This window comes from Eggerthella hominis (genome assembly GCF_014287365.1).
Lineage (GTDB): Bacteria > Actinomycetota > Coriobacteriia > Coriobacteriales > Eggerthellaceae > Eggerthella > Eggerthella guodeyinii.
This window is the reverse complement of sequence record NZ_JACOOA010000009.1, coordinates 78,777-104,348: the sequence shown is the minus strand read 5'-3', so window position 1 is coordinate 104,348 and position 25,572 is coordinate 78,777. Positions and strand designations below refer to the sequence as shown.

Annotated in this window: 20 protein-coding genes; 7 read left to right on the top strand and 13 right to left on the bottom strand. The window is 66.7% G+C overall.

Annotated features, from left to right (window positions below):
• Positions 1-39: 39 nt before the first annotated feature.
• The 7 genes from H8S61_RS15855 to tsaE all read right to left on the bottom strand — a co-directional run bounded on the left by H8S61_RS15855 (position 40) and on the right by tsaE (position 11,647).
• Positions 40-747, bottom strand: a complete 708-nt coding sequence (locus H8S61_RS15855; RefSeq protein ID WP_154332379.1) for a response regulator — start codon at positions 745-747, stop codon at positions 40-42.
• On the bottom strand, positions 740-3,556 hold the full coding sequence (locus tag H8S61_RS15850; RefSeq protein ID WP_186939660.1) for an ATP-binding protein: 2,817 nt from the start codon (positions 3,554-3,556) through the stop codon (positions 740-742). The genes H8S61_RS15855 and H8S61_RS15850 overlap by 8 nt, the downstream gene beginning before the upstream one ends.
• Before the next feature lie 169 nt (positions 3,557-3,725).
• A complete protein-coding gene (gene kdpC, locus H8S61_RS15845) occupies positions 3,726-4,325 on the bottom strand; it encodes a potassium-transporting ATPase subunit KdpC (protein WP_186939659.1) in 600 nt (199 codons plus the stop codon).
• A gap of 107 nt (positions 4,326-4,432) precedes the next feature.
• Positions 4,433-6,574: a potassium-transporting ATPase subunit KdpB gene (gene kdpB / locus H8S61_RS15840; RefSeq protein ID WP_186939658.1), complete on the bottom strand. Its 2,142-nt coding sequence runs from the start codon at positions 6,572-6,574 to the stop codon at positions 4,433-4,435.
• An 18-nt stretch (positions 6,575-6,592) separates the two neighbouring features.
• Positions 6,593-8,374, bottom strand: a complete 1,782-nt coding sequence (gene kdpA, locus H8S61_RS15835; protein ID WP_186939657.1) for a potassium-transporting ATPase subunit KdpA — start codon at positions 8,372-8,374, stop codon at positions 6,593-6,595.
• Positions 8,375-8,702: 328 nt separating this feature from the next.
• Positions 8,703-11,135, bottom strand: coding sequence for a tRNA (adenosine(37)-N6)-threonylcarbamoyltransferase complex transferase subunit TsaD (gene tsaD / locus H8S61_RS15830; RefSeq protein WP_186939656.1), 2,433 nt, complete (start codon positions 11,133-11,135; stop codon positions 8,703-8,705).
• Positions 11,132-11,647: a tRNA (adenosine(37)-N6)-threonylcarbamoyltransferase complex ATPase subunit type 1 TsaE gene (gene tsaE / locus H8S61_RS15825; protein ID WP_154332384.1), complete on the bottom strand. Its 516-nt coding sequence runs from the start codon at positions 11,645-11,647 to the stop codon at positions 11,132-11,134. The genes tsaD and tsaE overlap by 4 nt, the downstream gene beginning before the upstream one ends.
• Positions 11,648-11,742: 95 nt before the next feature.
• Between tsaE and H8S61_RS15820 the strand changes: the two genes are divergently transcribed.
• The 6 genes from H8S61_RS15820 (at position 11,743) to H8S61_RS15795 (ending at position 19,070) form a co-directional block, all read left to right on the top strand.
• Complete coding sequence (locus tag H8S61_RS15820; RefSeq protein WP_255466662.1) at positions 11,743-12,885, top strand: M24 family metallopeptidase; 1,143 nt, start codon at positions 11,743-11,745, stop codon at positions 12,883-12,885.
• Between the two features lie 172 nt (positions 12,886-13,057).
• Positions 13,058-13,660, top strand: coding sequence for a TetR/AcrR family transcriptional regulator (locus H8S61_RS15815; protein ID WP_186939655.1), 603 nt, complete (start codon positions 13,058-13,060; stop codon positions 13,658-13,660).
• A gap of 63 nt (positions 13,661-13,723) precedes the next feature.
• Positions 13,724-14,857: a Rossmann-fold NAD(P)-binding domain-containing protein gene (locus H8S61_RS15810; protein ID WP_186939654.1), complete on the top strand. Its 1,134-nt coding sequence runs from the start codon at positions 13,724-13,726 to the stop codon at positions 14,855-14,857.
• A gap of 25 nt (positions 14,858-14,882) precedes the next feature.
• Entirely contained in the window at positions 14,883-16,235 is a 1,353-nt protein-coding gene (locus tag H8S61_RS15805) for a Na+/H+ antiporter NhaC family protein (RefSeq protein ID WP_186939653.1), read from the top strand.
• A gap of 127 nt (positions 16,236-16,362) precedes the next feature.
• Positions 16,363-17,598: an agmatine deiminase family protein gene (locus tag H8S61_RS15800; RefSeq protein WP_160941042.1), complete on the top strand. Its 1,236-nt coding sequence runs from the start codon at positions 16,363-16,365 to the stop codon at positions 17,596-17,598.
• Positions 17,599-18,095: 497 nt separating this feature from the next.
• Positions 18,096-19,070 carry a YjiH family protein gene (locus H8S61_RS15795; RefSeq protein WP_186939652.1) on the top strand — a complete coding sequence of 325 codons (975 nt, stop codon included), beginning with the start codon at positions 18,096-18,098 and terminating at the stop codon, positions 19,068-19,070.
• A 92-nt stretch (positions 19,071-19,162) separates the two neighbouring features.
• Here H8S61_RS15795 and H8S61_RS15790 read toward each other — a convergent pair whose 3' ends face one another.
• Positions 19,163-19,435: a homocitrate synthase gene (locus H8S61_RS15790; RefSeq protein ID WP_160941040.1), complete on the bottom strand. Its 273-nt coding sequence runs from the start codon at positions 19,433-19,435 to the stop codon at positions 19,163-19,165.
• Between the two features lie 115 nt (positions 19,436-19,550).
• Between H8S61_RS15790 and H8S61_RS15785 the strand changes: the two genes are divergently transcribed.
• Complete coding sequence (locus tag H8S61_RS15785; RefSeq protein ID WP_160941039.1) at positions 19,551-20,495, top strand: hypothetical protein; 945 nt, start codon at positions 19,551-19,553, stop codon at positions 20,493-20,495.
• Between the two features lie 72 nt (positions 20,496-20,567).
• Here H8S61_RS15785 and H8S61_RS15780 read toward each other — a convergent pair whose 3' ends face one another.
• From H8S61_RS15780 to H8S61_RS15760, 5 genes are read right to left on the bottom strand one after another with little or no spacing between them, the layout of a single operon-like run.
• On the bottom strand, positions 20,568-21,086 hold the full coding sequence (locus H8S61_RS15780; RefSeq protein ID WP_186939651.1) for a 4Fe-4S dicluster domain-containing protein: 519 nt from the start codon (positions 21,084-21,086) through the stop codon (positions 20,568-20,570).
• On the bottom strand, positions 21,086-21,679 hold the full coding sequence (locus H8S61_RS15775) for a 4Fe-4S dicluster domain-containing protein (RefSeq protein WP_160941038.1): 594 nt from the start codon (positions 21,677-21,679) through the stop codon (positions 21,086-21,088). The genes H8S61_RS15780 and H8S61_RS15775 overlap by 1 nt, the downstream gene beginning before the upstream one ends.
• A complete protein-coding gene (gene fdhF, locus H8S61_RS15770; RefSeq protein ID WP_186939650.1) occupies positions 21,676-24,033 on the bottom strand; it encodes a formate dehydrogenase subunit alpha in 2,358 nt (785 codons plus the stop codon). The genes H8S61_RS15775 and fdhF overlap by 4 nt, the downstream gene beginning before the upstream one ends.
• A gap of 4 nt (positions 24,034-24,037) precedes the next feature.
• Positions 24,038-24,679 (bottom strand): 4Fe-4S dicluster domain-containing protein, encoded by a 642-nt coding sequence (locus H8S61_RS15765; protein WP_366458601.1) that lies wholly within the window; start codon positions 24,677-24,679, stop codon positions 24,038-24,040.
• 3 nt (positions 24,680-24,682) lie between these two features.
• Positions 24,683-25,552: a bifunctional 5,10-methylenetetrahydrofolate dehydrogenase/5,10-methenyltetrahydrofolate cyclohydrolase gene (locus tag H8S61_RS15760; RefSeq protein ID WP_160941036.1), complete on the bottom strand. Its 870-nt coding sequence runs from the start codon at positions 25,550-25,552 to the stop codon at positions 24,683-24,685.
• Positions 25,553-25,572: the final 20 nt, after the last annotated feature.

The following is a 25,572-nucleotide window of genomic DNA, read 5'->3' as shown; positions in this document are numbered from 1 at the left end:
AAAGCGCAGAGGATGCCCGGGCTCGCGAAAGAACGCGCCTTACTCTACGCGCATCATGCGGTAGCCTACTCCTACGTGGGTTTGGATGTAGCGGGGGTTCGCGGGGTCGGGCTCGATCTTCTTGCGGAGCGTGGCCATGAACACGCGCAGCGACGAGCGGTCGGACGCGAGCGCGCTGCCCCACACTTCCTTGAGCACGTAGTTGTGCGTGAGCACCTTGCCGGTGTTGCGTGCGAGCAGGCACAGCAGCTTGTACTCGATAGGCGTGAGGTGGATCTCCTCGCCGTCGCGGTGCACGCACGCGGCCGCGAAGTCGATGCTCAGACCGCCGTTCTCGTACACCGCGTCGTCGGCCTGGCCGCGCATGGCGCGCTCGCGGTCGAGCCGGCGCAGCGCCACGCGCACGCGTGCGAGCAGCTCTTCGACGGAAAACGGCTTCACGAGGTAGTCGTCGGCGCCGGCGTCGAGCGCTTCCACCTTGTCGGCGTCCTCCAGCCGCGCCGACAGCACGATGACCGGCAGCGCCGACCATTCCCGCAGCGTGCGGATGACTTCTACGCCATCGCGGTCGGGCAGCCCCAGGTCGAGCACCACCAGGTCGGGCGGTTGGGTGGACAGCTCGAGCAGCGCCTGGTTGGCCGTCTTGGCCTCCTGGCAGGCGTACCCGTGCAGGTTGAGCGTCGTCGTCACGAGACGCCGCACCGCCGTGTCGTCTTCCACCACCAGTATCCTGTAGCCATCAGCCATGGCGCTCCTCCGTCGTGGACGCTTCGGACTCGTTCATGCGCTCGGCAATCACGTCGTCGGCCTGCACGGCGGGCAGCATGAACCAGAACTCGCTGCCGTGCGGCTCGACGTTGCGCACCTCCAGCACGCCGCCGTGCACGTCGACGATGGAATGGCACAGCGGCAACCCGAGGCCCAAGCCGCGCTTGAAGTCGCCGCTCTTGTCGCCGCGTTTGCCGGTGGAACCATTGTAAAACAGGTCGAACAGATGCGTGCGTTCCTCCGCAGAAATGCCGGGGCCCTCATCCGACACGCCGATGCGCACGCGCGGCCCCTCGCCGCCGCTCGCCGCCACCGCACGGGCCGACACGACGATGCGCCCGTCGGGCGGCGTGTAGGACACGGCGTTGTTCACGAGGTTGATGATCACCTGGATGATCAGGCGCGCGTCCATCTGGGCCATGAGCAGCTCGTCGTCCAGCAACACGTCGATGCGGCGCTGCTCGGCGCGCCGATCCGTATGCTGCAGCGCCTCGCGCACCACTTCGCCCACCAACTCGGGCTGACGGGCGATCTGCAGCGTGCCGTTGTCGATGCGCGTGATGGACAGCAGGTTCTCTACGAGCGTGACCAGCCAGCACGCGTCGTCGTGAATGTCGCGGTACAGGCGCTCCTTCTGCTCCTCGCTGAGCGCGCCGCCTTCGTGCAACAGCACGTCCGCGTCGCCGGAAATGCTGGTGAGGGGCGTGCGCAGGTCGTGCGAGATGGTGCGCAGCAGGTTCGAGCGCAGCGTCTCCTTCTCCACGCGCACGGCCATGTGGCGGCGCTCGCGCTCGAGGCTGATCTGCTCGGCGGCCTGGCCGCACTCGTCCAGCACCATGAGCAGCAGGTTCTTCTCGAAGCCGCCGAAATCCTCGTCGTCGGTGCCGTCCACCACGAGGCCCGCCACGCCGTACACGGCATCCTTCGCCCTGATGGGCAGGTAGAGGCAGCGCGCGTCGGCCAACGTCTCGGTGGTGGCGCCCGCGCGCTCGTTGTTCGAGGCCACCCACGCCGCGACGCCCGCTTCGCCCGGCGACACGAGCGCCGCCGACGAGCCGTCGCCCACGGTGCCCGGCACGTCGTACACCTCGGGCGCGCCCAGCACGCCGTCGTGCAGCCGGTACATCACCACGGGCCGATTCAACAGCTTGATGATCTGCTGCGCAGCCAGACGGAAGCACGTGTCCACGTCGGGTGCCGCCTGCAGCTTCCGGCTGGATTCCAGCAGCACCTCGGTGCGGTACGCGCGGCGCGTGGTGCTGATGGCCTGGCGCTTCATGCGCACGGCCAGCGACGAGGCCGCCAGCGTGCCCAGCAGCAGGAAGCCGAAGATGAACGGGTAGTTCAGCCCGTAGGCGTTGAAGGTGAAGCGCGGCGTGGTGAAGAAGAAGTTGTACGCCAGCATGCTGCCGAGCGACGCGATGAGCCCGTAGAAGAACCCGTCGGCCTTCGTGGCCACGAACAGCACCACGAGCAGGTACAGCATGAGGATGACCGACGACGACAGCCCGATGGCGTACACGCCCATGCCGAGTGCCGTGGCGATGCCCACAGCCGCCAGCGCCTTCCACACGTCGCCCGTTGTGGGGCGCAGGCCGGCGGCCTCGCGCAGACGTCCGTACTGCACCGGCAGGTCGCGCACCGGAACCACGTTCACCACCGCGCCGTGCACGTGACGCATGAGCCGGTTCGCCAGCCCCTCGCGGCCGAGCGCCAGCGAGCGCAGCCCCATCGTGCTGCCCACCACGATGTGCGCGATGCCCGCCGTCTCGGCATACTGCGCGATCTGCTGGGCGATGTCCTCGCCGTACAGCGTGACCACGTGCGCGCCCAACTCCTCGGCAAGGTCGGTGTTGGCGCGCAGGCGGCCGCGCACCTCGCCCTCCACCCGCTTGTCGCGCGACGTTTCCACGATGAGCGCCGTGAGCGCGCCGTGGTAGGCCTCCGCCATGTTCGCCGCTTCGCGGATGGCCTTCACGTTGCCCGCATCGGCCGTGACGTACACGAGCACGTCTTCGCCCACCTCGAAGTGGCGGCCGGCCTCCACGCATTCGCCCTTGCGCGTGAGGCGGTCGGCCATGCGGCGCAGCGAGATCTCGCGCAGCGCCGCCAGGTTCTTGCGCGAGAAGAAGTTGGCCAGCGCCGTGTTCGCGCGCTCGGGCAGGTATATCTTGCCCGCCTCCAGGCGCTCGATGAGGTCGTCGGGCTCGATGTCGACGAGCTCGACGGACGCGGCCTGGTCGAACAGCCGGTCGGGAATGCGCTCGGCCACGCTGACGTGCGTGATGGCGGCGATCTTGTCGTTGAGCCCCTCGAGATGCTGCACGTTGACGGTGGTGAACACGTTGATGCCGGCGCGCAGCAGCTCCTCCACGTCCTGGTAGCGCTTCTTGTGACGGCCGCCCGGGGCGTTCGTGTGGGCCAGCTCGTCCACGAGCATGATCTGCGGGCGGCGTTCCAAGGCGGCATCGAGATCGAACTCCCTCAGCGTGATGCCGCGATGGCGCTGCTCGCGCGGGGGAATCTGCTCGAGCCCGTCGACGAGCGCCATCGTCTCGACGCGCGTGTGAGGCTCCACGTATCCCACCACCACGTCATAGCCCTTCGCCAACACCTCATGGGCCTCCGTGAGCATGGCGTACGTCTTGCCGACGCCCGCCGCATAACCGAAGAATATCTTGAGCTTGCCGCGCGTGTCGCCCTCGGTGGCCTCGGCTTCCTCGATTTGCCGCAGGATGGCATCGGGATCGCGCCGGGCGTCGAAGCCGTCGCACCTCGTATCGGTCATGATCGTCCTTTCCTTTCGCGCCGCTCATCATAGCACGCACCATTCCTCGTTGGTTGTCGAGCGGATCACGGGTTGGCGCAGTGAGCCAGCGAGGGGCTCCCTTCGGGGACTTGCTTCGCGGCGCGGCCTGTCGGCCCGTTCCGGCGGCCGTCAGACCGCCGGAACCCTGCTACAGCACGCCGTCGAGCATGAGGTTCACTTTCAGCACGTTCACGCGCGCCTGGCCCAACACGCCGAACTGGGGCTGCTCGGTGCACTGCTCGATGATGTCGCGAACCTCCTCCGTGCTCTTGCCCGTGTTCTTCGCGAGGCGATCCACCTGGTACTCGGCGGCAGCCGGCGAGATGTGCGGGTCGAGGCCGCTGCCGGAGCACGTCACGAGGTCGCTCGGGATGGCGCGGTCGCCCTTCTCCGGGTGCGCCTCGCGGATCTTCTCCACGCGCTCGGCCACGAGCTGGTCGAACTCGTCGCTGGCCGGGCTCAGGTTCGAGGGACCGTACCACATCACGGGGTTGCCCGCATCGTCGGTGAACGTGCTGACGTTCGCGTTCGTGGGACGCCCCCACATATGATCGTCGTCCGAGAACTCCTGGCCCACCACCGTACTGCCGTACTTCACGCCGTCCACTTCGATGATGGACCCATTCGCCTGCTGGGGAAACAGCAGCTGCGCGATGCCCGTGGTAACCGCCGTGTACAGCACGCCGCACAGCAGCGTCATCGCCACGAAGAACAGCGCTGCGCTCCCCCAGGTCTTCAACTTGCTCATTACGGTTCGCTTCCTTTCGATAGTAGCTCCGCCGGCGGGCGGCCGCTTGTGCCCGGCCGCCCGCGCTTTCGTCCTGCGAGTTGGCTCGCCGGACCCGTGAAAAAGGGCTACACGCCGATGGCCACCAACGCCATGTCCAACAGTTTGATGGCCACGAACGGCAGCACCACGCCGCCCACGCCGTACACCACGAGGTTGCGGGTGAGCAGGCTCTGCGCCGTGCCCTCGCGGTACTTCACGCCCTTGAGCGCCAGCGGGATCAGCGCCACGATGATCAGCGCGTTGTAGATGATGGCCGCCAGGATGGCCGACGACGGGCTGCCCAGCTGCATGATGTTGAGCGCCTCGAGCTGCGGGTACAGCGGCACGAACAGCGCCGGGATGATGGCGAAGTACTTGGCCACGTCGTTCGCGATGGAGAACGTGGTCAGGCTGCCGCGCGTCATGAGCAGCTGCTTGCCGATACGCACGATGTCGATGAGCTTCGTCGGGCTGGAGTCGAGGTCCACCATGTTGCCGGCTTCCTTCGCCGCCTGGGTGCCGCTGTTCATGGCCACGGCCACGTCGGCCTGCGCGAGCGCGGGCGCGTCGTTCGTGCCGTCGCCCGTCATGGCCACCATGTGGCCCTCGGCCTGGTACCCGCGGATGGCGGCCAGCTTCGTCTCGGGCGTCGCCTCGGCGATGAAGTCGTCCACGCCGGCCTCGGCCGCGATGGCCGCCGCCGTCATGGGGTTGTCGCCCGTGATCATGACGGTTTTGATGCCCATGGTGCGCAGGTCGGAGAAGTTCTCCTTGATGCCCTGCTTCACGATGTCCTTCAGATGCACGACGCCCAGAATACGATGATCGCGAGCAACGAGCAGCGGAGTGCCACCTGCGCGCGAGACATCCTCAACGATGCCGGCGCACTGAGCGCTGTACGTGCCGCCGTGCGACTCCACATAACTCTTGACGGCATCGGCCGCCCCCTTCCGAATCTCATGGCCGCCGAAGTCGACGCCGCTCATGCGCGTCTGCGCCGTGAACGGGATGGACTCCATGCCCGACCCTTCCAGCTCGCGAGCGCGGATGTCGAACAGCTCCTTCGCCAACACCACGATGCTGCGGCCCTCGGGCGTCTCGTCGGTGAGGCTGGCCAGCTGCGCCGCGTCGGCCACGTCGCGCTCCGACGCGCCGTCCACCGGGATGAACGCGGCGGCCTGGCGGTTGCCCAGCGTGATGGTGCCCGTCTTGTCGAGCAGCAGCACGTCCACGTCGCCCGCGGCCTCCACGGCTCGGCCGCTCATGGCCAGCACGTTCGCCTGGTTGAGGCGGCTCATGCCGGCGATGCCGATGGCCGACAGCAACGCGCCGATGGTGGTGGGCGCCAGGCACACGAACAGCGCGATGAGCGAGGTGAGCGTCGTCGGGTTCGCCGCGCCCTCCTGCCCGGCCGTGAACGCGCTGAACGGGAACAGCGCCACGGCCACGATGAGGAACACGATGGTCAGCGCCACGAGCAGGATCTCGAGGGCGATCTCGTTCGGCGTCTTCTTGCGCGAGGCCGATTCCACCATCGCGATCATCTGGTCGAGGAAGCTGTGGCCCGCATCGGCCGTCACCTCCACCACCAGCCAGTCGGACAGCACCGTGGTGCCGCCGGTCACGGCCGAGCGATCGCCACCCGACTCGCGGATGACCGGGGCAGACTCGCCCGTGATGGCGCTCTCGTCCACCGAGGCCGCGCCCAGGACGATCTCGCCGTCGGCGGGAATCTGCTCGCCCGCCGCCACGAAGAACAGGTCCTTCTTCTTGAGCAGCGCCGAGCTCACCTCGCTCGCGTTCAGGCGGAAGAACTCGGCCGGGTCGTCGAGATGCATGCCCTTGGCCAGCTGGCCCTGGTTGATCTTGTGCGCGTCCACGTCGCACTTGGCGGCGCGCAGCGAGTCGGCCTGCGCCTTGCCGCGGCCCTCGGCCAACGCTTCCGCGAAGTTCGAGAACAGCACGGTGAGCCACAGCACCACCGAGATGGCCAGCACGAACGCCGGATGCGAGTCCGTCACGCCGAACAGCGCCAGCACGAACAGCCCCAGCGTGAGGATGGCCGAGAGGTACACCATGAGCATGACGGGGTTCTTCGCCTGCTCGCGGGGATCGAGCTTCGCGAAGGCGTCGCGCACCGCGCGCTTCGCGAGCGCGTTCATGGCGCCGTCGTTCCGATTGCCGCGGGGGCTGCGAGCGCCCGCGTCTTCCCAAGTTGTTGTAGTCATAGCTCCATTCACCTTGCCTTACCCGAGCACCATCTGAAGATGCTCGGCAATGGGACCCAGCGCAAGCGCGGGGAACATCGTGAGCGCACCCACCAGCAGCACGATAACGATCAGCAGGAACACGAACATGGTGTTGCAGGTGGACAGCGTTCCTGCGCTCGTCGCCACCTTCGAGCGCTTCGCCAAGCCGCCGGCCAGCACGAGTGCCGCCGCCAGCGGAATGAAGCGGTTCACCAGCATCTCGACGCCCAGCACCACGTTGATCATGGGCGTGTTCGCGCTGAGGCCCGCGAACGCCGAGCCGTTGTTGCCGCCCGCCGAGATGGCCGCGTACAGCACTTCCGAGAATCCGTGCGCGCCCGAGTTGGTGAGGCTGTCGACCGTGGCGGGGTCGAGGCACATGACGGCCGCGCCCACGAGGATGACGAGCGGCGTGGTGACGCACAGGATCACCGCCATGCGCATCTCCTTCGGCCCGATCTTCTTGCCGAGATACTCCGGCGTGCGTCCTACCATGAGGCCGGCGATGAACACCGTGAGCAGCACGAACCCGAGCAGCGAGTACAGGCCGCAGCCCACGCCGCCGAACACCACTTCGCCGAGCGCCATGAGAATCATGGGCACCATGCCGCCGAGGGGCGTGAAGCTGTCGTGCATCGAGTTCACCGCGCCGTTCGAAGCGGCGGTGGTGAACGCCGCCCACAGCGACGAGTCCGTCACGCCGAAGCGCGTTTCCTTGCCTTCCATGTTGCCGCCCGACTGATCGGACGTGCCCATGTACACTGCGCCGTCCTGCGCGAGTTGCGGCGTGCCCACCTGCTCGAAGTACGCGATGGCCACGAGGCCCGCCAGCAGCAGGATGAACAGGGCCGCGAACAGGGCGCGCCCTTGTCGACGGTCGTTCACGAAGCGGCCGAAGCTGAACACGAGCGACACGGGGATGAGCAGCAGCGATATGCACTGGATGAGGTTCGTCAGCGGCGTGGGGTTCTCAAGCGGGCTGGCGGAGTTCACGCCGTTGTAGCCGCCGCCGTTCGTGCCGAGCTGCTTGATGGCAACCTGGCTGGCCTGCGGCCCCAGGGGGATGGCCTCCTGCGTGACGATCTGCTCGGCCGCTGGGTCGTCGGCGCTCACGATGTCGCCGTCGGCCGTGACGCCCACCGGCTCCACCAGCTGCACCGTCTCGTAGGGCGAGAGGTTCTGGGGCGAGCCCTGCGCGACATCGACGATAGCCACCACCAACGACAGCGGCAGCAGCACGAACAGCACCGCGCGCGTCACGTCTTTCCAGAAGTTGCCCAAACCGGACACGTTCTCGGCGACGATGCCGCGGAACAGCGCGAACAGCACGGCGATGCCCACGGCCGGCGTGACGAAGTTCTGCACGGTCAGGCCGATGGCCTGCGAGAAGTAGCTGAGCGCCGCCTCGCCGCTGTAGGCCTGCCAGTTCGTGTTCGTCACGAAGCTGACGGCGGTGTTGAACGCGAGGTCCCAGCTGAGGCCGGACATGCCCTCCGGGTTGCCGGGCAGCACGCCCTGCAGCATGAGGATGGCGAACAGCCCCACGAGCGAGATGGCCGAAAATGCGAGCGCGCTCACCAGGTAGCGCTTCCAGCCCATGTCTTCCTGACGATTGACGCGGATGCCGCGGTAGATGAGGTTCTCCACCGGATTGAGCACGCGCGACAGCACGGCCACCCGCTCGCCCGCCATCACTCGGTTGATATACGCGGACAGCGGAATGGCGAGGGCCACCAGCAGCGCGAGGTAGATTGCGTACTCGAACACTTCACCCGTCATCGTTCATCACCCCCTCGCAGAAGCACATAGAAGAGGTAGAGAGCAACGACGATGCTCAAACCCCCAACGATCCCGGTTACGATACTCATCATGATCCTTCCTTACGAGTTGCCTGGCGTGGCGGCGCGTACGGGAGCGCCGCCACGAACCCAGCATAAGAAGAACCGCATGAGCGCGACGTAAAGATGGAAGCCCGCGTGTTAAGGAAGGATTAAGATGGGGAAACGACGCGCGCGATCGCGCCCCCGAACGAATGTTTCACGTGAAACATTCGCAGGAGGAGTCGCGCGCGACGGGAAGAGGGAGAGGGGGCTAGCGCACCCCTTCCTTAGTACGGGTCGTCGAGGTTGGCGTGGGCTTGGGCGTCGGCTTCGAGGGGGAAGAACTTGCCCTGGTTGTGGCGGTCGAGGGCCACGAGCGCGATCATGCCGGCGTTGTCGCCGCAGGCGCTCATGGGCGGCAGGGTCAGTCGCACGCGCAAGCGCTCGCACAGCTGCTGGTAAGCGTCGCGCAGCACGGGGTTCGCGGCCACGCCGCCGCCGAGGCAGAACGTGCGCGCACCCGTTTGCCGCAGCGCCATCTCGGCCTTCTTCACCTGCACGTCCACCACGGCCTGCTGGAAACTGGCAGCGATGTCGGGCACGTTGAGCTCGCGCCCGGCGGCGCGCTCGTTGTTGATGTAGGTGACCACTGCGGTTTTCAGCCCCGACAGCGAGAAGCGCAGGTCGCCCGAGTGCATCATGGCACGCGGGAACGGGATGGCCGACGGGTCGCCCAGTGCGGCCTGCTTCGAGATGACGGGGCCGCCCGGATAGCCCAGGCCCAACGCCTTCGCCACCTTGTCGAACGCCTCGCCCACCGCGTCGTCGATGGTGGCTCCCAGCGTTTCGTAGTCGCCCCAGTCTTTCATGTGCACGAGCAGCGTGTTGCCGCCCGACACGAGCGACACCACCGCGGGGGGTTCGAAGTCGGGCGCGCCGATCTTGTTGGCGTACAGGTGGCCCTCGAGGTGGTTGACGCCGATGAACGGCAGGTCGGCCGCCCAGGCCGCGCCTTTCGCGAAGGCGACGCCCACCACGAGCGCGCCCACGAGCCCCGGCGCGTAGGTCACGGCCACGGAATCGAGATCGCGCCAGGTGAGACGCTCCATCCCAAGCGCGGCAGCCGCCACGTCGAAGCACTCGTCGCACACGCCGCAAATGGCCTCGATGTGCTTGCGGCTGGCGATCTCGGGCACCACGCCGCCGAAACGCGCGTGGAAGTCGATCTGCGAAGCCACGACGTCGGCGATGAGCGTGCCGTTGCCGTCGACGATGGCGGCCGCCGTCTCGTCGCAGGACGATTCGATGGCGAGGATGAGGGGGCGAGCCGCGGACGCCTCGCCCATCGCGTCGTGCACGTGCAGCTCCATGCCGGCCACGTCGTGCAAGCCCTGCGGCAGGGGGCCCTCCATGATGACGGCGTCCTCGCCGTCGGAATAGTAGCGCGGGCGCACGCCGAGCGCGACCAGGCCGAGCGCGGCGTACAGCGCCTGCGCGCCGGCGTTGCCCGCGCGCACCTCGAGCGAGCAGCTTGACGCGCCCAGGTCGCGCGCGTCGGCCGCCACGCGGGCCAGCAGCCCGCGCGCGATGCCGCGGCGGCGCATGGCCGGGTCGACGCCCACCTTGAGGATCTGCACCTGCCCGTCGACGATCCACCCGCCGGCGTAGCCTGCGAGCGCCTCCCCCTCGTAAGCCGCCCACCATACGCGGTCGAGGCGGGGGAGCTCGTCGGCGACGAGGGCTTCGTTCCAGGCGTCCGAACCCATGACCTGCGACTCCAGCGCCGCAACCGCAGCCGCGTGGGCGGCATCGAGCGGCTTGTACGTGATGCCGCGCTCGTCGGGCTGCGCGTTCAGGATGGCGGTGTCGTGCATGGTGGCGCGCTGGTCGGCCCGCTTCGCCACGTCCTGCACGCCGGTCATGAGGTTCTTCGGATCGTTCTTCGCCAGGCGGATGCGCTCGTTCTCCTCCGCGTCCGACAGCCGCGTGTACACGGGCAGCGCGAACGCGGGATCGTGGCGGCGCGCGTCGAACGGGTCCGCCTCGCCGGCTCGCCACGCCGCCTGCAGTGCCAGCAGCAGCCCGCGCCCCGTCGGCGTCCACAGCTCGGGCGCCAGCGTCGCGCCGCACGCCTCGAACAGATCGGCGTACTTGCGCAGCGCATCGCCCGTCACCTGCAGCGACGCCTCATCGGCGGCCAACTCTTCGGCGGCAAGCTCGGCCTTCACCACGCGGTCGGCCTCGAGTCGCTCGATTCCCTCGTCGCCCAGCAGGTAGCGCACCGGGTACACTTCCTTGCGCATGGCGTCGGCCACCACGGCCAACGGCCCGCGCTCGCCCGCCGCCCACGCGTTCCACGCCACCGCATCGAGCGACGACACGCCCACGAGCGCAACCTCGAGCGCCGACGCGACGCCCTTCGCCGTGGCCATCGCGATGCGCACGCCCGTGAACGAGCCCGGGCCGCGCCCCACCGTCACGCACGCGATATCCTCGCGCGCCACGCCGTGCGCGGTCAACGCCTCGTCGATGCGCGGCAACAGCTGCGTGTTCGACGCGCGACGCGCCTCCACCTCGACGGACGCCACCACCTCGACCGCCTGCGACGACGCGCGCAGCACGCCCAGGCCGATCGCGATGATTTCGTTGGCAGTATCGAATGCGAGCACGTATCGTGCCCGTTCAGACGCGCCCTCAGGACGCGAGTTCAATTCGCTCACGCATTTCCTCCCGCGCACTTCATGAGCCGCGACTTAGAATCCTTCGCCCATACGAACAGCAACCTGCGCGCGCGGTCGCCGTAGGCATGCGCCGTGACCGCGCGGTTGCCCGCGTCGTCCACGCGCAGCGACAGCTCGAGATAGCCGTACGGCAACGCCTCGGGGAACTTCTCGCCCCACTCGATGAACGACGCGCCGTCGCCGTCGATGGTCTCGTAATAGCCGATGTCCTCGAGCTCGTCCGCCTCCTCGAGACGGTACAGGTCGAAGTGGTACAGCGGCAGCAAGCCGGCCGGATACGTCAGCAGGATGTTGAACGTGGGGCTGGTCACCTGATCGCGCACGCCGAGGCCCGCCGCGACGCCCTGCACGAACTGCGTCTTGCCCGCTCCCAGGTCGCCCGACAGCACGATGACGTCGCCCGCCTGCAAGTAGGGCGCAAGCGTGGCCGCCAGCTGTTTCGTCGCTTCGGACGAGGTCGTTTTGCGCGTGTATGTCAGTCCGTTTGCCATGCTCCGTATCATACGCCAACGCCCCTGCGCGAACCAGCCCTCCCGAATATCACCGCATTCGGCGGACGCCCTCCGCACGAGGCGTTCGATGAGCTATGATCGCAGCGAACAAAGAAGTCAAGCAGTTCGGTTCTGCCGACGACCACGTTAGGAGCCACGCCATGTACGAACAGCGCGTCGACGCCGTGAGGAGCAACCTCGCGAGCCGCGACCTCGAGCAGATGCTCGTGTGCGATCCCCGTTCCATCCAGTACCTCACCGGCGTCTACGCCGAGCCGGGCGAACGCTTCCTCGGGCTGATCATCGCTCCGAGCATCCCGCCCACGCTCGTGCTGAACGCGCTGTTCACCGCCCCGGCCGATGCGGCGTGCGCCGTCCGCTCGTTCACGGATACCGACGACCCGCTGGCCATCGTCGAAGAGCTGTGCGACCCCGACGCGCCGCTCGGCTGCGACAAGAACCTGCCCGCGCGCTTCTTGCTGCCGCTCATGGACCGCGGTGCCGCAGCGGGCTTCGCGCTGGCCTCCGAGGCCGTCGACGACGCGCGCGCCATCAAGGACGATGCCGAGCGCGAGCTCATGCGCGCTGCCAGCGCCACGAACGATGCCGCGATGGGCCGCTTCCGCCAGCTCGTGCACGAGGGCGTCACCGAAGCCGACGTGGCCGGCCAGCTGGAGGCGATCTATCGCGAACTGGGCGCGCAGGGACACTCGTTCACGCCCATCGTCAGCTTCGGCGCGAACGCCGCCGACCCGCATCACGAACCCGACGACACGCCGCTGGCCAGCGGCGACGTGGTGCTGTTCGACGTCGGCTGCCGTCAGGACGAATACTGCTCCGACATGACGCGCGCGTTCGTGTTCGGCGAGCCCACCGAGAAGCAGCGCGAGGTGCACGATACCGTGCGGCGCGCGAACGAAGCGGCCCGCGAGTTGGTGGCCCCCGGCGTGCGCTTCTGCGACATCGACGCGGCGGCGCGCACCGTTATCGAAGAGGCCGGCTACGGGCCGTACTTCACCCATCGCCTCGGGCATCAGATCGGCCTCGACGTGCACGAACCCGGCGACGTGTCGGCCACGCACGACGCGCCGGTTGAAGCGGGCATGGTGTTCTCCATCGAGCCGGGCATCTACCTGCCCGGCGAGTTCGGCGTGCGCATCGAAGACCTCGTGCTGGTCACCGACGACGGCTGCGAAGTGCTCAACAGCTACCCCCGCGAGCTGACCACCGTCGGCTAGCGTTGCCTCCTGAGCGAAGGCGCCCAGCGCCCTCGCTCGGATGACGAGCCACACAGCAGGGCTGCCGTCCACCGATAAAAACACGCCGTTCACCGATAACAAACATACATGAATGTATTTTACGGGTATCATCGCGCTATCCGGTGAGACGATGGTGCATCGAGGAGGCGATATGGTTCGGCAGCACAACTCCCAGGAGACGCGAGAGCTCATCATCGACTCCGCCATCGGCCTGTTCATCGAGAAGGGATACTCCCACACCACGCTCGAGGACATCGTGCGCCGCGTCGGCCTCACCCGCGGCGCGTTCTACTGGAACTTCAAATCCAAGAAGGACATCCTCGACGAAGTCGTCGATCGCTACGAAGAATTCTATCGCGAGATCTACGCGAGCTACCGGCACTTCGAGTCCGCCTACGAGACCGTGAAGAGCTTCCTTACGTGCGACTTCCTGAAGAAGAACGTCGACAACCCCTACACCAAAATCATCCTGTACAAGGTAGAGGCCTGCGACGAGCTTTCCGACCTCGCCGAGCGTCAGGCGCGCTTGGACCGCGAGTTCACCTCGCTGATCGAGGGCGAGATCAAACGGGGCCAGGATCTCGGGGAGTTCCGACGCGACAAAAGCGCGCGGATGCTCACGCTTTCCGTCTACATGAACCTGCTGGGATTCGACACGTACAACGCCTCGCAGGACACGGGCGAACAGAACCGCTATTTCTCGGAAGAGGAGATCGCCGATTTCGTCGAGGTGATTTTGAGCAGCCTGGTCTGAGCGGTATATTTTTTTGGCCAAAAACATACAAACATGTATGTTTATAACAAAAAGGAGGCAGCCATGTCCAACGTAGAAGGTTCCTTGAAAGGCAAGCATTTCCTGACCCTCGAGGAATGCACGCCCGAGCAGCTCCGTCACCTGCTCGACCTGTCCGCCAAGCTCAAGAAGGAGAAGAAAGAGGGCGTGAACCAGCAGAAGAACATCGGCAAGAACATGCTCATGCTCTTCGAGATGGAGTCCACGCGCACGCGCTGCGCATTCGAGACGTCCGCGCAGGATCTGGGAATGGGAACCACGTACCTCTCCAACTCGCATTTCGGCGCGAAGGAGACCATCAAGGATTCCATGCGCGTCTTCTCGGAGATGTACGACGTCATCGCCTACCGCGGCAAGGACCACGAGCAGCTCGTCGAGATGGCCGCCGAAAGCGCAATCCCCATCATCAACGGCTACACCATGCACGAGCATCCCACGCAGATGCTTGCCGACTTCATGACGCTCGACGAGGTTTGGGGCCGCGAAGGGTACCGCGGCAAGACGTTCACCTACATCGGGCGCGGCGGGGCCTGCTGCGCGTTCTCCTACGCCGTGGCCTGCGCCATGCTCGGCATGAATTTCCGCTTCATCACCTCCTACATGACGCTCGAGGAGTCGCTCGAGCTGCTCACCCCCGAGGAGCGCGTGGCCTTCCGCCGCGAGGTTCCCGAGGGAGCCAAGCTCGACGGCTGGTCCGGCGCCCTTCCCGAGGAGCAGAAGGCCCTCATCAACGACCTGTACGCGAAGCACCATCCCGAGTGCAGCTTCCTCGAGACCGAAGATGTGGACGCCATCGAAGGCACGGACGTCGTGTCGACCGAGAACTGGGGATTTTTCACCAACAAGGCCATCACGTGGCTTCCCGGCATCGCCAAGTACCGTCCCTACCAGGTCAACCGCGAGCTCATGGAGCGCACCAAGAACCCGAACGCGATTTTCATCCACATGCTGCCGGCAACCCACAACAGCGGTCACAGCGCGGCGCAGAACCTCATCGGCGCCATCGCCGATCCGGAGCTCCAAGCGTTCCTTGACAAGGGCTTCGAGGTCACCGACGAAGTGTTCGAGGACAACGCCGGCTACATCTTCCGCGAGGCGGGCAACCGCCAGCACACCATCAAGGCCGTCACCTACGCCGTCATGGGCAACGACGCGTAAGACCGCGTAGAAAGGAGGGGACAGCATGTTCGTCGTGAGCCTCATCCCCATTATCGTCGCCTTCGCAGGCGTGATGATATCGAAGCGCGCCTTCGAGTCGTGCATCGCGGGCATCATCACGGCCGTGATCATCTATGCGGCGCAAACCGGCGACTGGAACATCCCGTTGCTCTTCTACAACTTCCTCGCGGAAACGAGCAGCGAGCCCGGCAACATGTGGGTCATCGTGTTCACGCTCTCCATCGGAGCGGTCACGCAGATCCTCACGGACGCCGGCGCCACCGCCGCTTTCAGCAACTGGGTCACGAAGCGCTTCGCCAACAACGAGAAGAAATCGATGCTCTCCATCGTCGTCTTGGGCATCTTGGTCTACGCAGACGAGTTCCTGAAGGCCGCCGTGCTCGACTCGTACGGCAAGACCATCGGACGCAAGAACCGCATTCCCGCCGAGGTCGTGGGCATGCTGGTGGTGGCGCTGTGCATCCCGCTCGTCGCGTTCACGCCCATGGCCACGTGGTCGGTGTACTTCTCGCAGCTCATGGTCAGTTCGGGCTTCGCTGCCAACGGCATGATGGACTTCGTGACGCAAGTCATGCCGATCATGGTGTTCCCCATCATCCTCACGGCCATCATCGTGCTGTTCTCCCTGGGCATCATGCCGGCGTTCGGCACCGTCAAGCATGCCATCGCGAAGAAGCGCGAAGGCGCTTACGACTTCTCCTGCTATGAAGATCAGGGGCTTTTGGACAACGCCGCTCTCAAGGCGCGCCCCCTCGACTTCGTAACCCCCCTGATCGTCCTTTTGGCCGTGGGCATCGCGCTCGACGGCGACCTGGCGATCGCATGCCTCGTCGCCATCGCTTTCGAGATGGTGTGGTTTACCGCACGGAGGGTCATGACCTTCGCCGAATTCATGGACAGCTTCTGGAAGGGCATGTTCGGCGTGTTCAAGCCCACGGTCTACCTCATGGTCGGCTTCACGCTCACCACCATACTGAAGCTCATCGGCTTCCCTGAGCTGGTGCAGGCGGTCGCGGGCTTCATGGTTCCCGGCGCGGCCCTCGCGTTCTTCTTCGTGGCGGCAGCCGCCATCGGAACGCTGACCGGCATGTTCTGGCCCACCACCGCGCTGTTCATGGCGGCGTGCCTGCCCGTCACCGACTCCATGGGCATCAGCCCCTTCGTCCTTTCCGCCGTGCTCTTCTCGGCGGCCACTTTTGGCTCGGTGCTCTCGCCGCGCGGAGCGCTGGTGATGTTCATCGGCGAGGAGCTGGGCTCCAACGCCGTGGACCTCACCCGCAGCTTGCGCCCCTACGCGCTCATCGCGGGCGGCCTCACGCTGCTCTTCTACCTCGTGCTCGGGTTCGTGGTGGTCTAACCGAGCGCCCGGCCCATTTCCGCCGCGCCGCAGGAGGGCCCTACCCCCCCCCGCGCGGCGCATATCCACTAGCAAGCATTCGATTCCGTCAGCGCGCGTGCGCGAAGGCAAGCAAAGGAGATACGCAATGAAAGAGAACACGTTCCGCTACGCCGGCGAGTTCGAGCCCCAGGAAACGGTCGTGATCGGCTGGCCCCGCATCATCGAACCGGTCGGCGGCATGTACACCGAGGGCGTCATGCGCCAGGTCGTCAAGGCGCTCGTCGGGCATGTGGACAACATCGTCGTCAACTGCGGATGGCCGGGCACCTACGATCGCTGCCGCGAGGTGCTGAGCGAGGGCGGCATCGACCTCGATCGGATCGCCATCACCCAGATCCCCGACATGATGCACTGGATGCGCGATTACGGCCCCGACATCATGAGGGACGACGAGGGGAACATGCGCCTCGTCCACTTCCGCTTCGACATGTACGGCATGGGCGAGGAAGACAGCGAGATGTCGCTTCTGTGCAAGAAGTTCGCGCCGCATATGGCCATCGAGCTGGGCTGCTACGACATCGTCGAGTCGCGCCTCGTCTCCGAGGGCGGCGACAAGGAGTTCAACGGCGCCGGCGTGATGATGGCCATCGAGGAGACCGAGGTTGCCAAGCGCAACGGCTCCATGACCAAGGAGGAGGTCGAAGAGGAGTTCAAGCGCGTCTTCAACCTCGAGAAGGTCATCTGGCTGCCGCAGTGCCATTGGGAGGAAGAGCCCTCGACGCTCGGCGTGCTCGACCACGTCGACGGGAAGCCCGTATACCGCTCCGGCTCGGCCAACGGCCACATCGACGAGCTCGCGCGCTTCGTCGACAAGAGCACCGTGCTGCTGCTGGAAGTGAGCGAGGAAGAGGCCTCCGAGCTCGAGAGCGCCCGTATCACCAAGGAGCGCTGCGACGCGGCCTACGAGGTCCTCAAGTCGGAGACGGACGCCGAGGGAACCCCGCTCACGATCATTCGCATCCCCGCCCCTATCCCCGAGTACGTGTCGACCACGCCGGAGGATTGGACGAACCGCACCTGGGGCAAGCGCTTCGCTGAGAACGAGGAGCCCCTGCTCGACGACGGCACCCCCATGCCCGAAGGCGAGATCATCATGCAGCCGGCGATGAGCTACATCAACTACCTGGTCTGCAACGACGTCGTGATCGCGCAGAGCTATTGGCGCGAGGGCAAGCCCGAAGCCATCCGCCAGCGCGACGAGCAGGCGATGGCGGCGCTCGCCGAGGCGTACCCCGGACGCACCATCGTGCCCATCTACTCCATGGATCTGAACATCCGCGGCGGCGGCATCCACTGCGCGACGAAGAACATCCAGAAGTAGCCGCATCCAGACGGCGGGAAGGATGGCGTATCCGTCCTTCCCGCCGCACCGCTCCTCCGCGCGCGGCATGCGCCGCGGGCGCAATCGCATGCCAAGAGGCCGAACCGACGGACGTGGGTCTTATGGATAAGAAACGCATCATCGACATCGCAAAGCTCGTCGTCCCCTCGACGGCGGGGGTTTTGCTCTTCCTGGTTCCGGTTAGCTACGGGGAAAGCCAAGAGATGCTTTCGGGCATCATCGTATCTTGGCTGAAATCGTCGCTGGAAGGAGTATCCGTCCCGCTGCTCGTATGCATGGTCTCCGCTTCAGCCGTACTCTCGCTCTGGCATCGTATCTCGCCCATCCCCTTCATCAGCAGGCACGACGGCCTTGACGCCATCTTTTCGCCAAGCAGGTTCTGGATCGCGGTGCGCGTCGGCGGAGCGGCTATGATGCTGGCGGTCTTTCTCGGCATCGGGCCTGCGGAACTGGTATCCGAAGGCACCGGCGGAAACATGTTGTACACCGTAGCGCCCACCTGCACGGCATGGTACCTGATAGGCGGCGTGTTCCTGCCTTTGCTCACCGACTACGGCTTCGTCGACCTGTTCGCCTCGCTGCTGCGCGGCGTCGCCCAACCGCTGTTTCGCATACCGGGCCGCTCGGTGGCGAACTGCCTCTCCTCATGGTTCGGCTCGAGCGTCTGCGGAACCTATCTGACCATCTCCCAATACGAGAAGGGCTTCTACACCGGCCGCGAGGCGGCGACCATCATCAGCTGCTTCTCCATCCTGAGCATCAGCTTCTGCTCCATGATCGCCTCGATACTGGGACTGGGGCGGCACTTCATCGCCTTTTACGGCACGATAGCGATCACGGGCCTGATCCTGGCACTCCTGCTGCCGAGGATCTGGCCCATCTGCTCCATGACGAGCGACTACTGCGATGATGTCGGCAAGAAGATAGACGAAGAGGCTCCCGAGAACGTCGGCCGGCTCGCCTGGGGTTGCCGCCAGGCGCTCGCCCGCGCCGCGAGCGCTCCCGGCTTGGGCACCGCATTGTCGCGAGGCCTCACGAGCGCGCTCAACATGACGGTGAGCACGCTGCCCAGCATCATGGTATTCGGAACCGTCGCGCTGATGGTGGCCACTTACACGGATCTGTTCGCCTACCTCGGCGCGCCGTTGGGAGCCTACCTTTCGCTGTTCGGGATTCCGGACGCCATGGAGGTGGGCTCGATCGTGCTCGTCGGCTTCGCGGATCAGTTCGTTCCCGTCATTCTCGGGGCGGCGCAGGCTTCCGTCGAAGTGCGCTTCTTGGTGGGGACGCTCTGCATCCTGCAGGTTCTCTACATGACCGACATCGGCGCGCTCATCTTGACCTCGAAGATCCCCTTCTCGTTCCCGCAGCTGTTCGCCGTGTATCTCGAGCGGGTGCTGATCAGCGTGCCCATGGTGCTGGCGCTCGGGCACTTGTTCGGGGTTCTTTGAGGCAGGCGAAACCCGCCCAAAGCGCTCCGCCGCCCCCCCCCACATCGCGCAGCGGCCCCGCCTCGGCTTCCGGAGGCGGGGCCGCATTTCGTTTACTTGCCGCCGAACAGGCCCGAGAGTTTACCCAGGATGTCGCCGTCGCCCAGGAAGTCGCCTACCGCTTCCATCACCTTGTCCATGTTGAGCTCCTTGCCCTCGAGCAGGGGCTCCACGGCGCCCACCACGTCCTTGAGCTGCTCGTCGCTCAGCTCGAGCCCCGTCGCGTTCTTGATGGCGGCGCCCGGGTCGATGCCGAAAGCCTTCAGCTGCTCCGGATCCTCGGCCGCCCCCTTCACGAACTGCCCTACGATCTGCTGCACATCCATGGTTCTCTCCTTGCTTCAACTATACGTTGAACTGGGGTTATTCCGTTCTCAACTTCTGCGCGTACCTTATCATATCGATAACCGTTCAAGGAGAACAAGAGGGGACGACACGCTTATGACAACGAAGAAGCAGCCGAGCGAGCACGACGAAAAAGCAAGCGAGGCGCCGAAGAAGCCGGCCGAGAAGAAGGAGCCGAAGGAGCGCCACTTCGTTGACGCGAAAACCGGGGAGACCGTCGCGAAACCGAAGCAGGGCGGTTCGGGCGCGGCGACGCAGGCCGTGCGCGAGGAGATGCACGCGGAGCGCAAGGGGAACGCGTTGCCGTTCCGCATCGGCGCCATCGTGCTGTGGGTGCTGGGCATCGTGTTCGAGGTGGTGGCCATCCTCGTGGCGAACAGCACGCTGTATCTTCCGAAGTTCCCGCCGATGACCTGGGTGGTTATCTTCCTCGTGGTCGACCTCGTGTTCGTGGTGGTGGGCTCGCAGCTGTGGAAGCGCGCGAACCACATCAACCCGGCGTCCAAGGAGAACAAGCTGGCGTACTGGGTGCAGACCGAGCTCGGCGTCATCATCGCGGTCATCGCGTTCGCGCCCATCCTGCTGCTCATGCTGACGAACAAGGACCTGGACAAGAAGACGAAGCAGGTGTGCTCCATCGTGGCCGGCGTGGCGCTCGTGGCCGCCGTCGGCAGCGGCATCGACTACCATCCGACGTCGCAGGAGGACCTCGACCAGGCCGAAGCCGGTGCCGCCGTGCTTTCGGACGACGGGCTGGCGTACTGGACGCCGTTCGGCGAGGTGTACCACTTCAACCCCGATTGCCAGTACATCAAGAATTCGGGCACCATCTACTCGGGCTCGATCAACGACGCGCTTGAGGCCGGCCGCAACCGCGCCTGTTCCGGCTGCGCCGTGGAAGACGGAACCGACACGCTCGACAGCGCCGATCCCGCTGCCGTGGAGGAAGCCGCCGCGAACGCCATCAGCGTGATCGAGGGCGGCGCCGGAGCAGACGCCGACGACGACGCCAAGCAGGAGGATCTCCCGAAGGCAGCGTAGAGCTGCACGAATCGCCGCGGTGGGCGACGTCCGGCCCGCACGTCGCCCACCGCGGGCCAAAGAGCGGAGAACCTACCGCTTCATCCCGCTGCGGCGGGCGGCGGCTTTGGCGTCGTGGAGGCGCTTGCAGTCGGGGCAGATGGACGTGAGCGTGCGAGCACGGGCGGCGTCGGCGTTCTCCTCCTGCTCGAGCAGCTCGTTCGCGAACGCCACCTCCTTGTTCGTGGCGTAGTAGCGGCCGCACGACTCGCACTCGGCCAGCGAGAACAGGCAGCGCTTCGGCGGCTCGGAGTCGTCGGCGAACTCGGTGCCCTCGATGAGGCTCATCGCCCCGGTCGGGCACACGGGCACGCAGCGGCCGCACTGCGTGCAGTCGTACAGGTCGAGCGTCCACACGAGCATGCCCTCGTCCTCGTCGATGAAGATGCGGATGGCGCGGGAGTCGCACGCCACCGCGCAGGCCGCGCAGGCGATGCACCGGCCGAAGTCGTGGCGGGGCTTCCCCTTCGCCGGCTCGTGCGCGCGGCGCGCCAAGGGAACGGGCCGTCCTCCGGAGATGGCGTTCGGCACGCGCGGCTTCATCGTACCCATCACGCCTCCCCCTCCTCGACGCCCAGCACGCCGCGCATGGCCACGTCGGTCATCTCGATGGCGTCGATGCGGCGCGTGCGGCCCAAAGCTCCCAGCGTGCCCTCGTCCACCAGGGCGAGCGCCTTCGTGGGGCAGGCGTCCACGCATCGCGGCCCGTCCGGCGACTTCGCGCACAGATCGCACATCACCACCGAGGTGTACGAGCCCGTCTCCTTCTGGCGCAGCAGCCCCGCAGACCGCGCCGACGAGGCACGGCTGTACGGCGCCGCCTTCACGTGCGCCGTCGAGGGCGCCGACGGGTACACCGCGCCGAAGGGGCACACGAGCGCGCACAGCAAACAACCCGTGCAGCGGCTTTCGTCCACGTGCAGGCGATCGCGCTCCTGCACGATGGCCCCCTCGGGGCACACGGACATGCAGGGCGCGCCCTCGCACTGGTGGCACGTCACCGCGGCGGACACCGTGCGCGTCTTCACGAGCGAGATGCGCGACGCGGGCCGCAGCGCGCGGCGGCGATGGCTCTCCGTGCAGGTGACGCGGCACGCGCCGCAGCCGATGCACCGGGACGGATCGGACACGACGAAGCGGTTCATACGAGCGTCTCTTCCTCGCCGTTCGCATACAGGGCGCGCCCCGCCACTTCGGCCTCGTGGGGCGCGAAGGCGGGGGTGGGAGTCGGGGCCGCATCGGCCGGCGCCGCGGGGAATCCTTCGACTCCGGCGGCATCGCTCAGGACGGTGGAGGGCACGGCGTCTTCGGCCGACTCCTCCTCCACCGGATGCTGCCGGTCGGCCTCGGCGGCCAGCCGCGCCTTCAACTCGGCGTAGCGCTCCACGAGGTACGTCTCGGCCCATGCCTGATCGGGAATGGCCTCCACCTGGCAGGCGCTGAACTTGTCCTCGGGCGTGCCCGACTCCCCGTCCGTGACGTGCAGCGTCAGCTCGTTGCACTTGCCGATCCACCACTGGTAGGTCATGTACACGGCACCGTCGTTGATGCGGTCGTCCACCGCCGCGCGGGCCAGCACCTTCCCGCGGCGCGACGTCACCCACACGAGCTGCTCTTCATCGATGCCGCGCGCGTCGGCGTCGACCGGGCTGATGCTCACGTATCCCGGCTCGTCGGCCAGCGCGGCCAGCGCCTTGCAGTTGCCGGTCATCGAGCGGCACGAGTAGTGCCCCACCTCGCGCACCGTGCACAGCACGAGCGGATAGCGCTCGTCGGGCTCCTCGGTGGGCGGGCGCCACGCGGCGGCCTCCAAATGCCCCTTCCCGTCGGGCGTGGTGAACGCGCCGCCGGCGAACAGCTCGGCCGTGCCGTGGTTGTCGGGGTCGTCCGCCGCCTCGGCGTAGATGGGCCATTGCGCATAGCCGACGCCCGCCATCTTCTCGTACGTCGCGCCCGCGAACTGGGGGCACAGGCTGCGCACCTCGTCCCAGATCTCCTCGGCGCTGCGGTAGTGCATCGGGTAGCCCATGCGCGTGGACAGGTCGGCGAATATCTGCCAGTCGTGGCGGCACCCACCCTTCGGCGGCAGCGCCGCGGTGGTGCGCTGGAACGAGCGGTCGGACGCGGTGTACACGGCGTCGTGCTCGGCCCACGACGTGGCGGGCAGCACGACGTCGGCCAGCGCCGTGGTCTGCGTCATGAAGATGTCCTGGCTGATCAGCAGGTCGAGCCCTTCGAGCGCGGCGCGCACCTGCGCCGTGTCGGGCTCGGTTTGCAGCGGGTCCTCGCCGAAGTTGTAGAACGCGCGGATGGTGCCCGTCTCCACGCCGTGCGGCAGGTCGGTGAGCTTGAAGCCCTCCTCGAGCGACAGGCGATCCTCGTCCACGCCCCAGGCGGCGGCGAACTTGGCGCGCACCGCGGGGTCGTCCACGCGCTGGTAGCCGGGATAGAGGCTCGGCCACATGCCCATGTCGCAGCTGCCCTGCACGTTGTTCTGGCCGCGCACGGGCGCCAACCCGCTCGCATGCCGACCGATATGCCCGGTGATCATCGCCAACGCCGCGAGGGCGCGCACGGTCTGCACGCCCTGGGCCTGCTGCGTTACGCCCATGCCCCAGCCGATGACGGCGGTCTCGGCGTTCGCGTAGCGGCGCGCGGCGTGGCGGATGGCCTCGGCCGCGAGGCCCGTGACCTCTTCCACGTCTTCGGGCGCGTAGTCCTGCACGACTTCCCACCAGGCGTCGAAGCCCGTCGTGTGCTGGTCGATGAAATCCCAATCGGCCAGCTCTTCGTCGATGATCGTGTAGGCGAACGCGTTGAGCAGCGCGACGTTCGACCCGTTCTTCAACGGCAGGTACACGTCGGCGATGCGCGCCGACTCGATGACGCGGGGGTCGCACACGATGAGCTCGGCCCCGCGCTCCTTCGCGTTCACGATGCGGCGCGCCACGATGGGATGGCTGGCCGCCGGGTTGTAGCCGAACAGCAGGATGCAGTCCGTCTCCTCGAGCGTGGGGATGCTCACGCTCATGGCGCCCGATCCCACCACCTCCATGAGGCCGATGACGCTGGCCGCGTGGCACGTGCGGGCGCAGTTGTCGATGTTGTTCGTGCCCAGGCAGGCGCGCGTGAACTTCTGCATCACGTAGTTCGCCTCGTTGCCCGCGCCGCGCGACGAGCCGGTGAGCATCACCGAGCGCGCACCGTGCTCCGCGATGATGGAGCGCAGGCGGTCGGCCGTGAAATCGAGTGCCTCGTCCCAGGTCACGCGTTCGAGCGGCGCGCCCTTCGCGCGGCGGATCATGGGATGGTAGATGCGGGGCGTGAGGATTTTCGTGTCGTTGACGAAGTCGTAGCCGTACCTGCCTTTGAGGCACAGCTCGCCCTCGTTCGTGATGCCCGGCAGACCCTCTGCGTCGATGACGAGGCCGTTCTCCACCACGAGGTTCATCTTGCAGCCGGCACCGCAGTACGGGCACACCGCCATATGCTTTTCCATGATCCTACTCCCCCTCGTCCAGATCGGCGTTGAGCTTCATGCTGGCGTACGATGCGGCCGCCCGAGCCGCGGCCCGACGCTTGTTCTGCCGCGCGCGCTCCATGAACCGCTCGTCGATGAGCCGCAGCGCCTTCGTCGGGCATGCCGAGGCGCACGCGGGACCGCCGGAACGGCCGATGCACAGGTCGCACTTCACCACGGTCGACTTCGTGCGCTTGCGCTTCTTCGCGCGCGCTCGGGCACGGGCGCCCTTGTCGTCCTGGGCGGGCGCGGCCGCAGCCTCGGCGCCTGGCGCGGGCTCCGGTTCGGGCGGCAGCTTCTCGGTGACGATCTCCACGGCACCGTACGGGCAGGCCAGCACACAGTTGCGACAGCCGATGCACTTGTCCGCGTGCACGCCCACGTGCTCGTCGTCGGTGAAGAGGCAGCCGGTGGGGCACGCGTCCACGCACGGCGCCTCGGCGCAGTGGTGGCAGCCCACGGGAGCCGAGATGGTGCGCGTGGTGACCAGCGTGAGGCGCGGAACGGCCACGTCGTTCGGCGCGTCGTGGCGATGGAAGCATGCGGCCATGCACGTTTTGCAGCCGATGCAGGTGGCGGGGTCGGCGATGACGAACGTGCGGCCCATCGGAGAGGGAGCGCGCACCGCCTACCGCCCCTCCCCACGCGCGGCGAGCGCCGCTTCGGCCGCGGCCACCGTGTGCGCCATCGTCACCGACGTGGTGACCGTGCCGATGCCGCCCGGCACCGGCGTGATGGCCCCCACCACGGGCTCAACTTCGGCGAAGTCCACGTCGCCGCACAGGTTTCCCTGCGTGTCGAAGTTGATGCCCACGTCGAGCACCGTTTGCCCCGGACTGAAAAACGACGCGCCGAAGGCCCGCGCACGACCCGTGGCGCAGATGACCACATCGGCCGAGCGCATGATGTTGGCAAGATGCTCCGTTTTGCTGTGGCAGATGGTCACGCTGGCGTTGCGGCGCAGCAGCATCATGGACACCGGCTTGCCCACCACGAGGCTGCGGCCCACCACCACGATGTGCTTGCCCTGGAGCGGCACCCGGTAGTGGTCGAGCAGCTGGATGCACGCGGCCGCCGTCGCGGGAGGATAGCCCGCATGGCCGTCGGTGAACACCGAGGCCAGCGACGCCAACGTGATGCCGTCGATGTCCTTCTTCGGATCGAGCAGCTCGCACACGTGCGACTCGTCCACGAACGACGGCAGCGGGCGGAACAGCAGGCAACCGTGCACGCCGTCGTCGTAGTTCACTTCGCGAACGGCCGCCTCGATGGCCGCCTGAGGGGCGAATTCGTCCAGCTCGTACGGCTTGACGGCGATGCCGAGCGACTCCGCGCGTTTGCGCGCCGTGCGTTCGTACGACAGGTCGTCGGGCCGCTGCCCCACGCGCACGAGCGCAAGCGCGGGCGTGACGCCGGCACGACCGAGCGCCTCGATGCGCGCATCCAGGTCGAGCGCCATGCTGTCGACAACGGGCTTCCCCCTCAGTAACTCAGCCATGTCTGCCTTTCTGCTTCGCA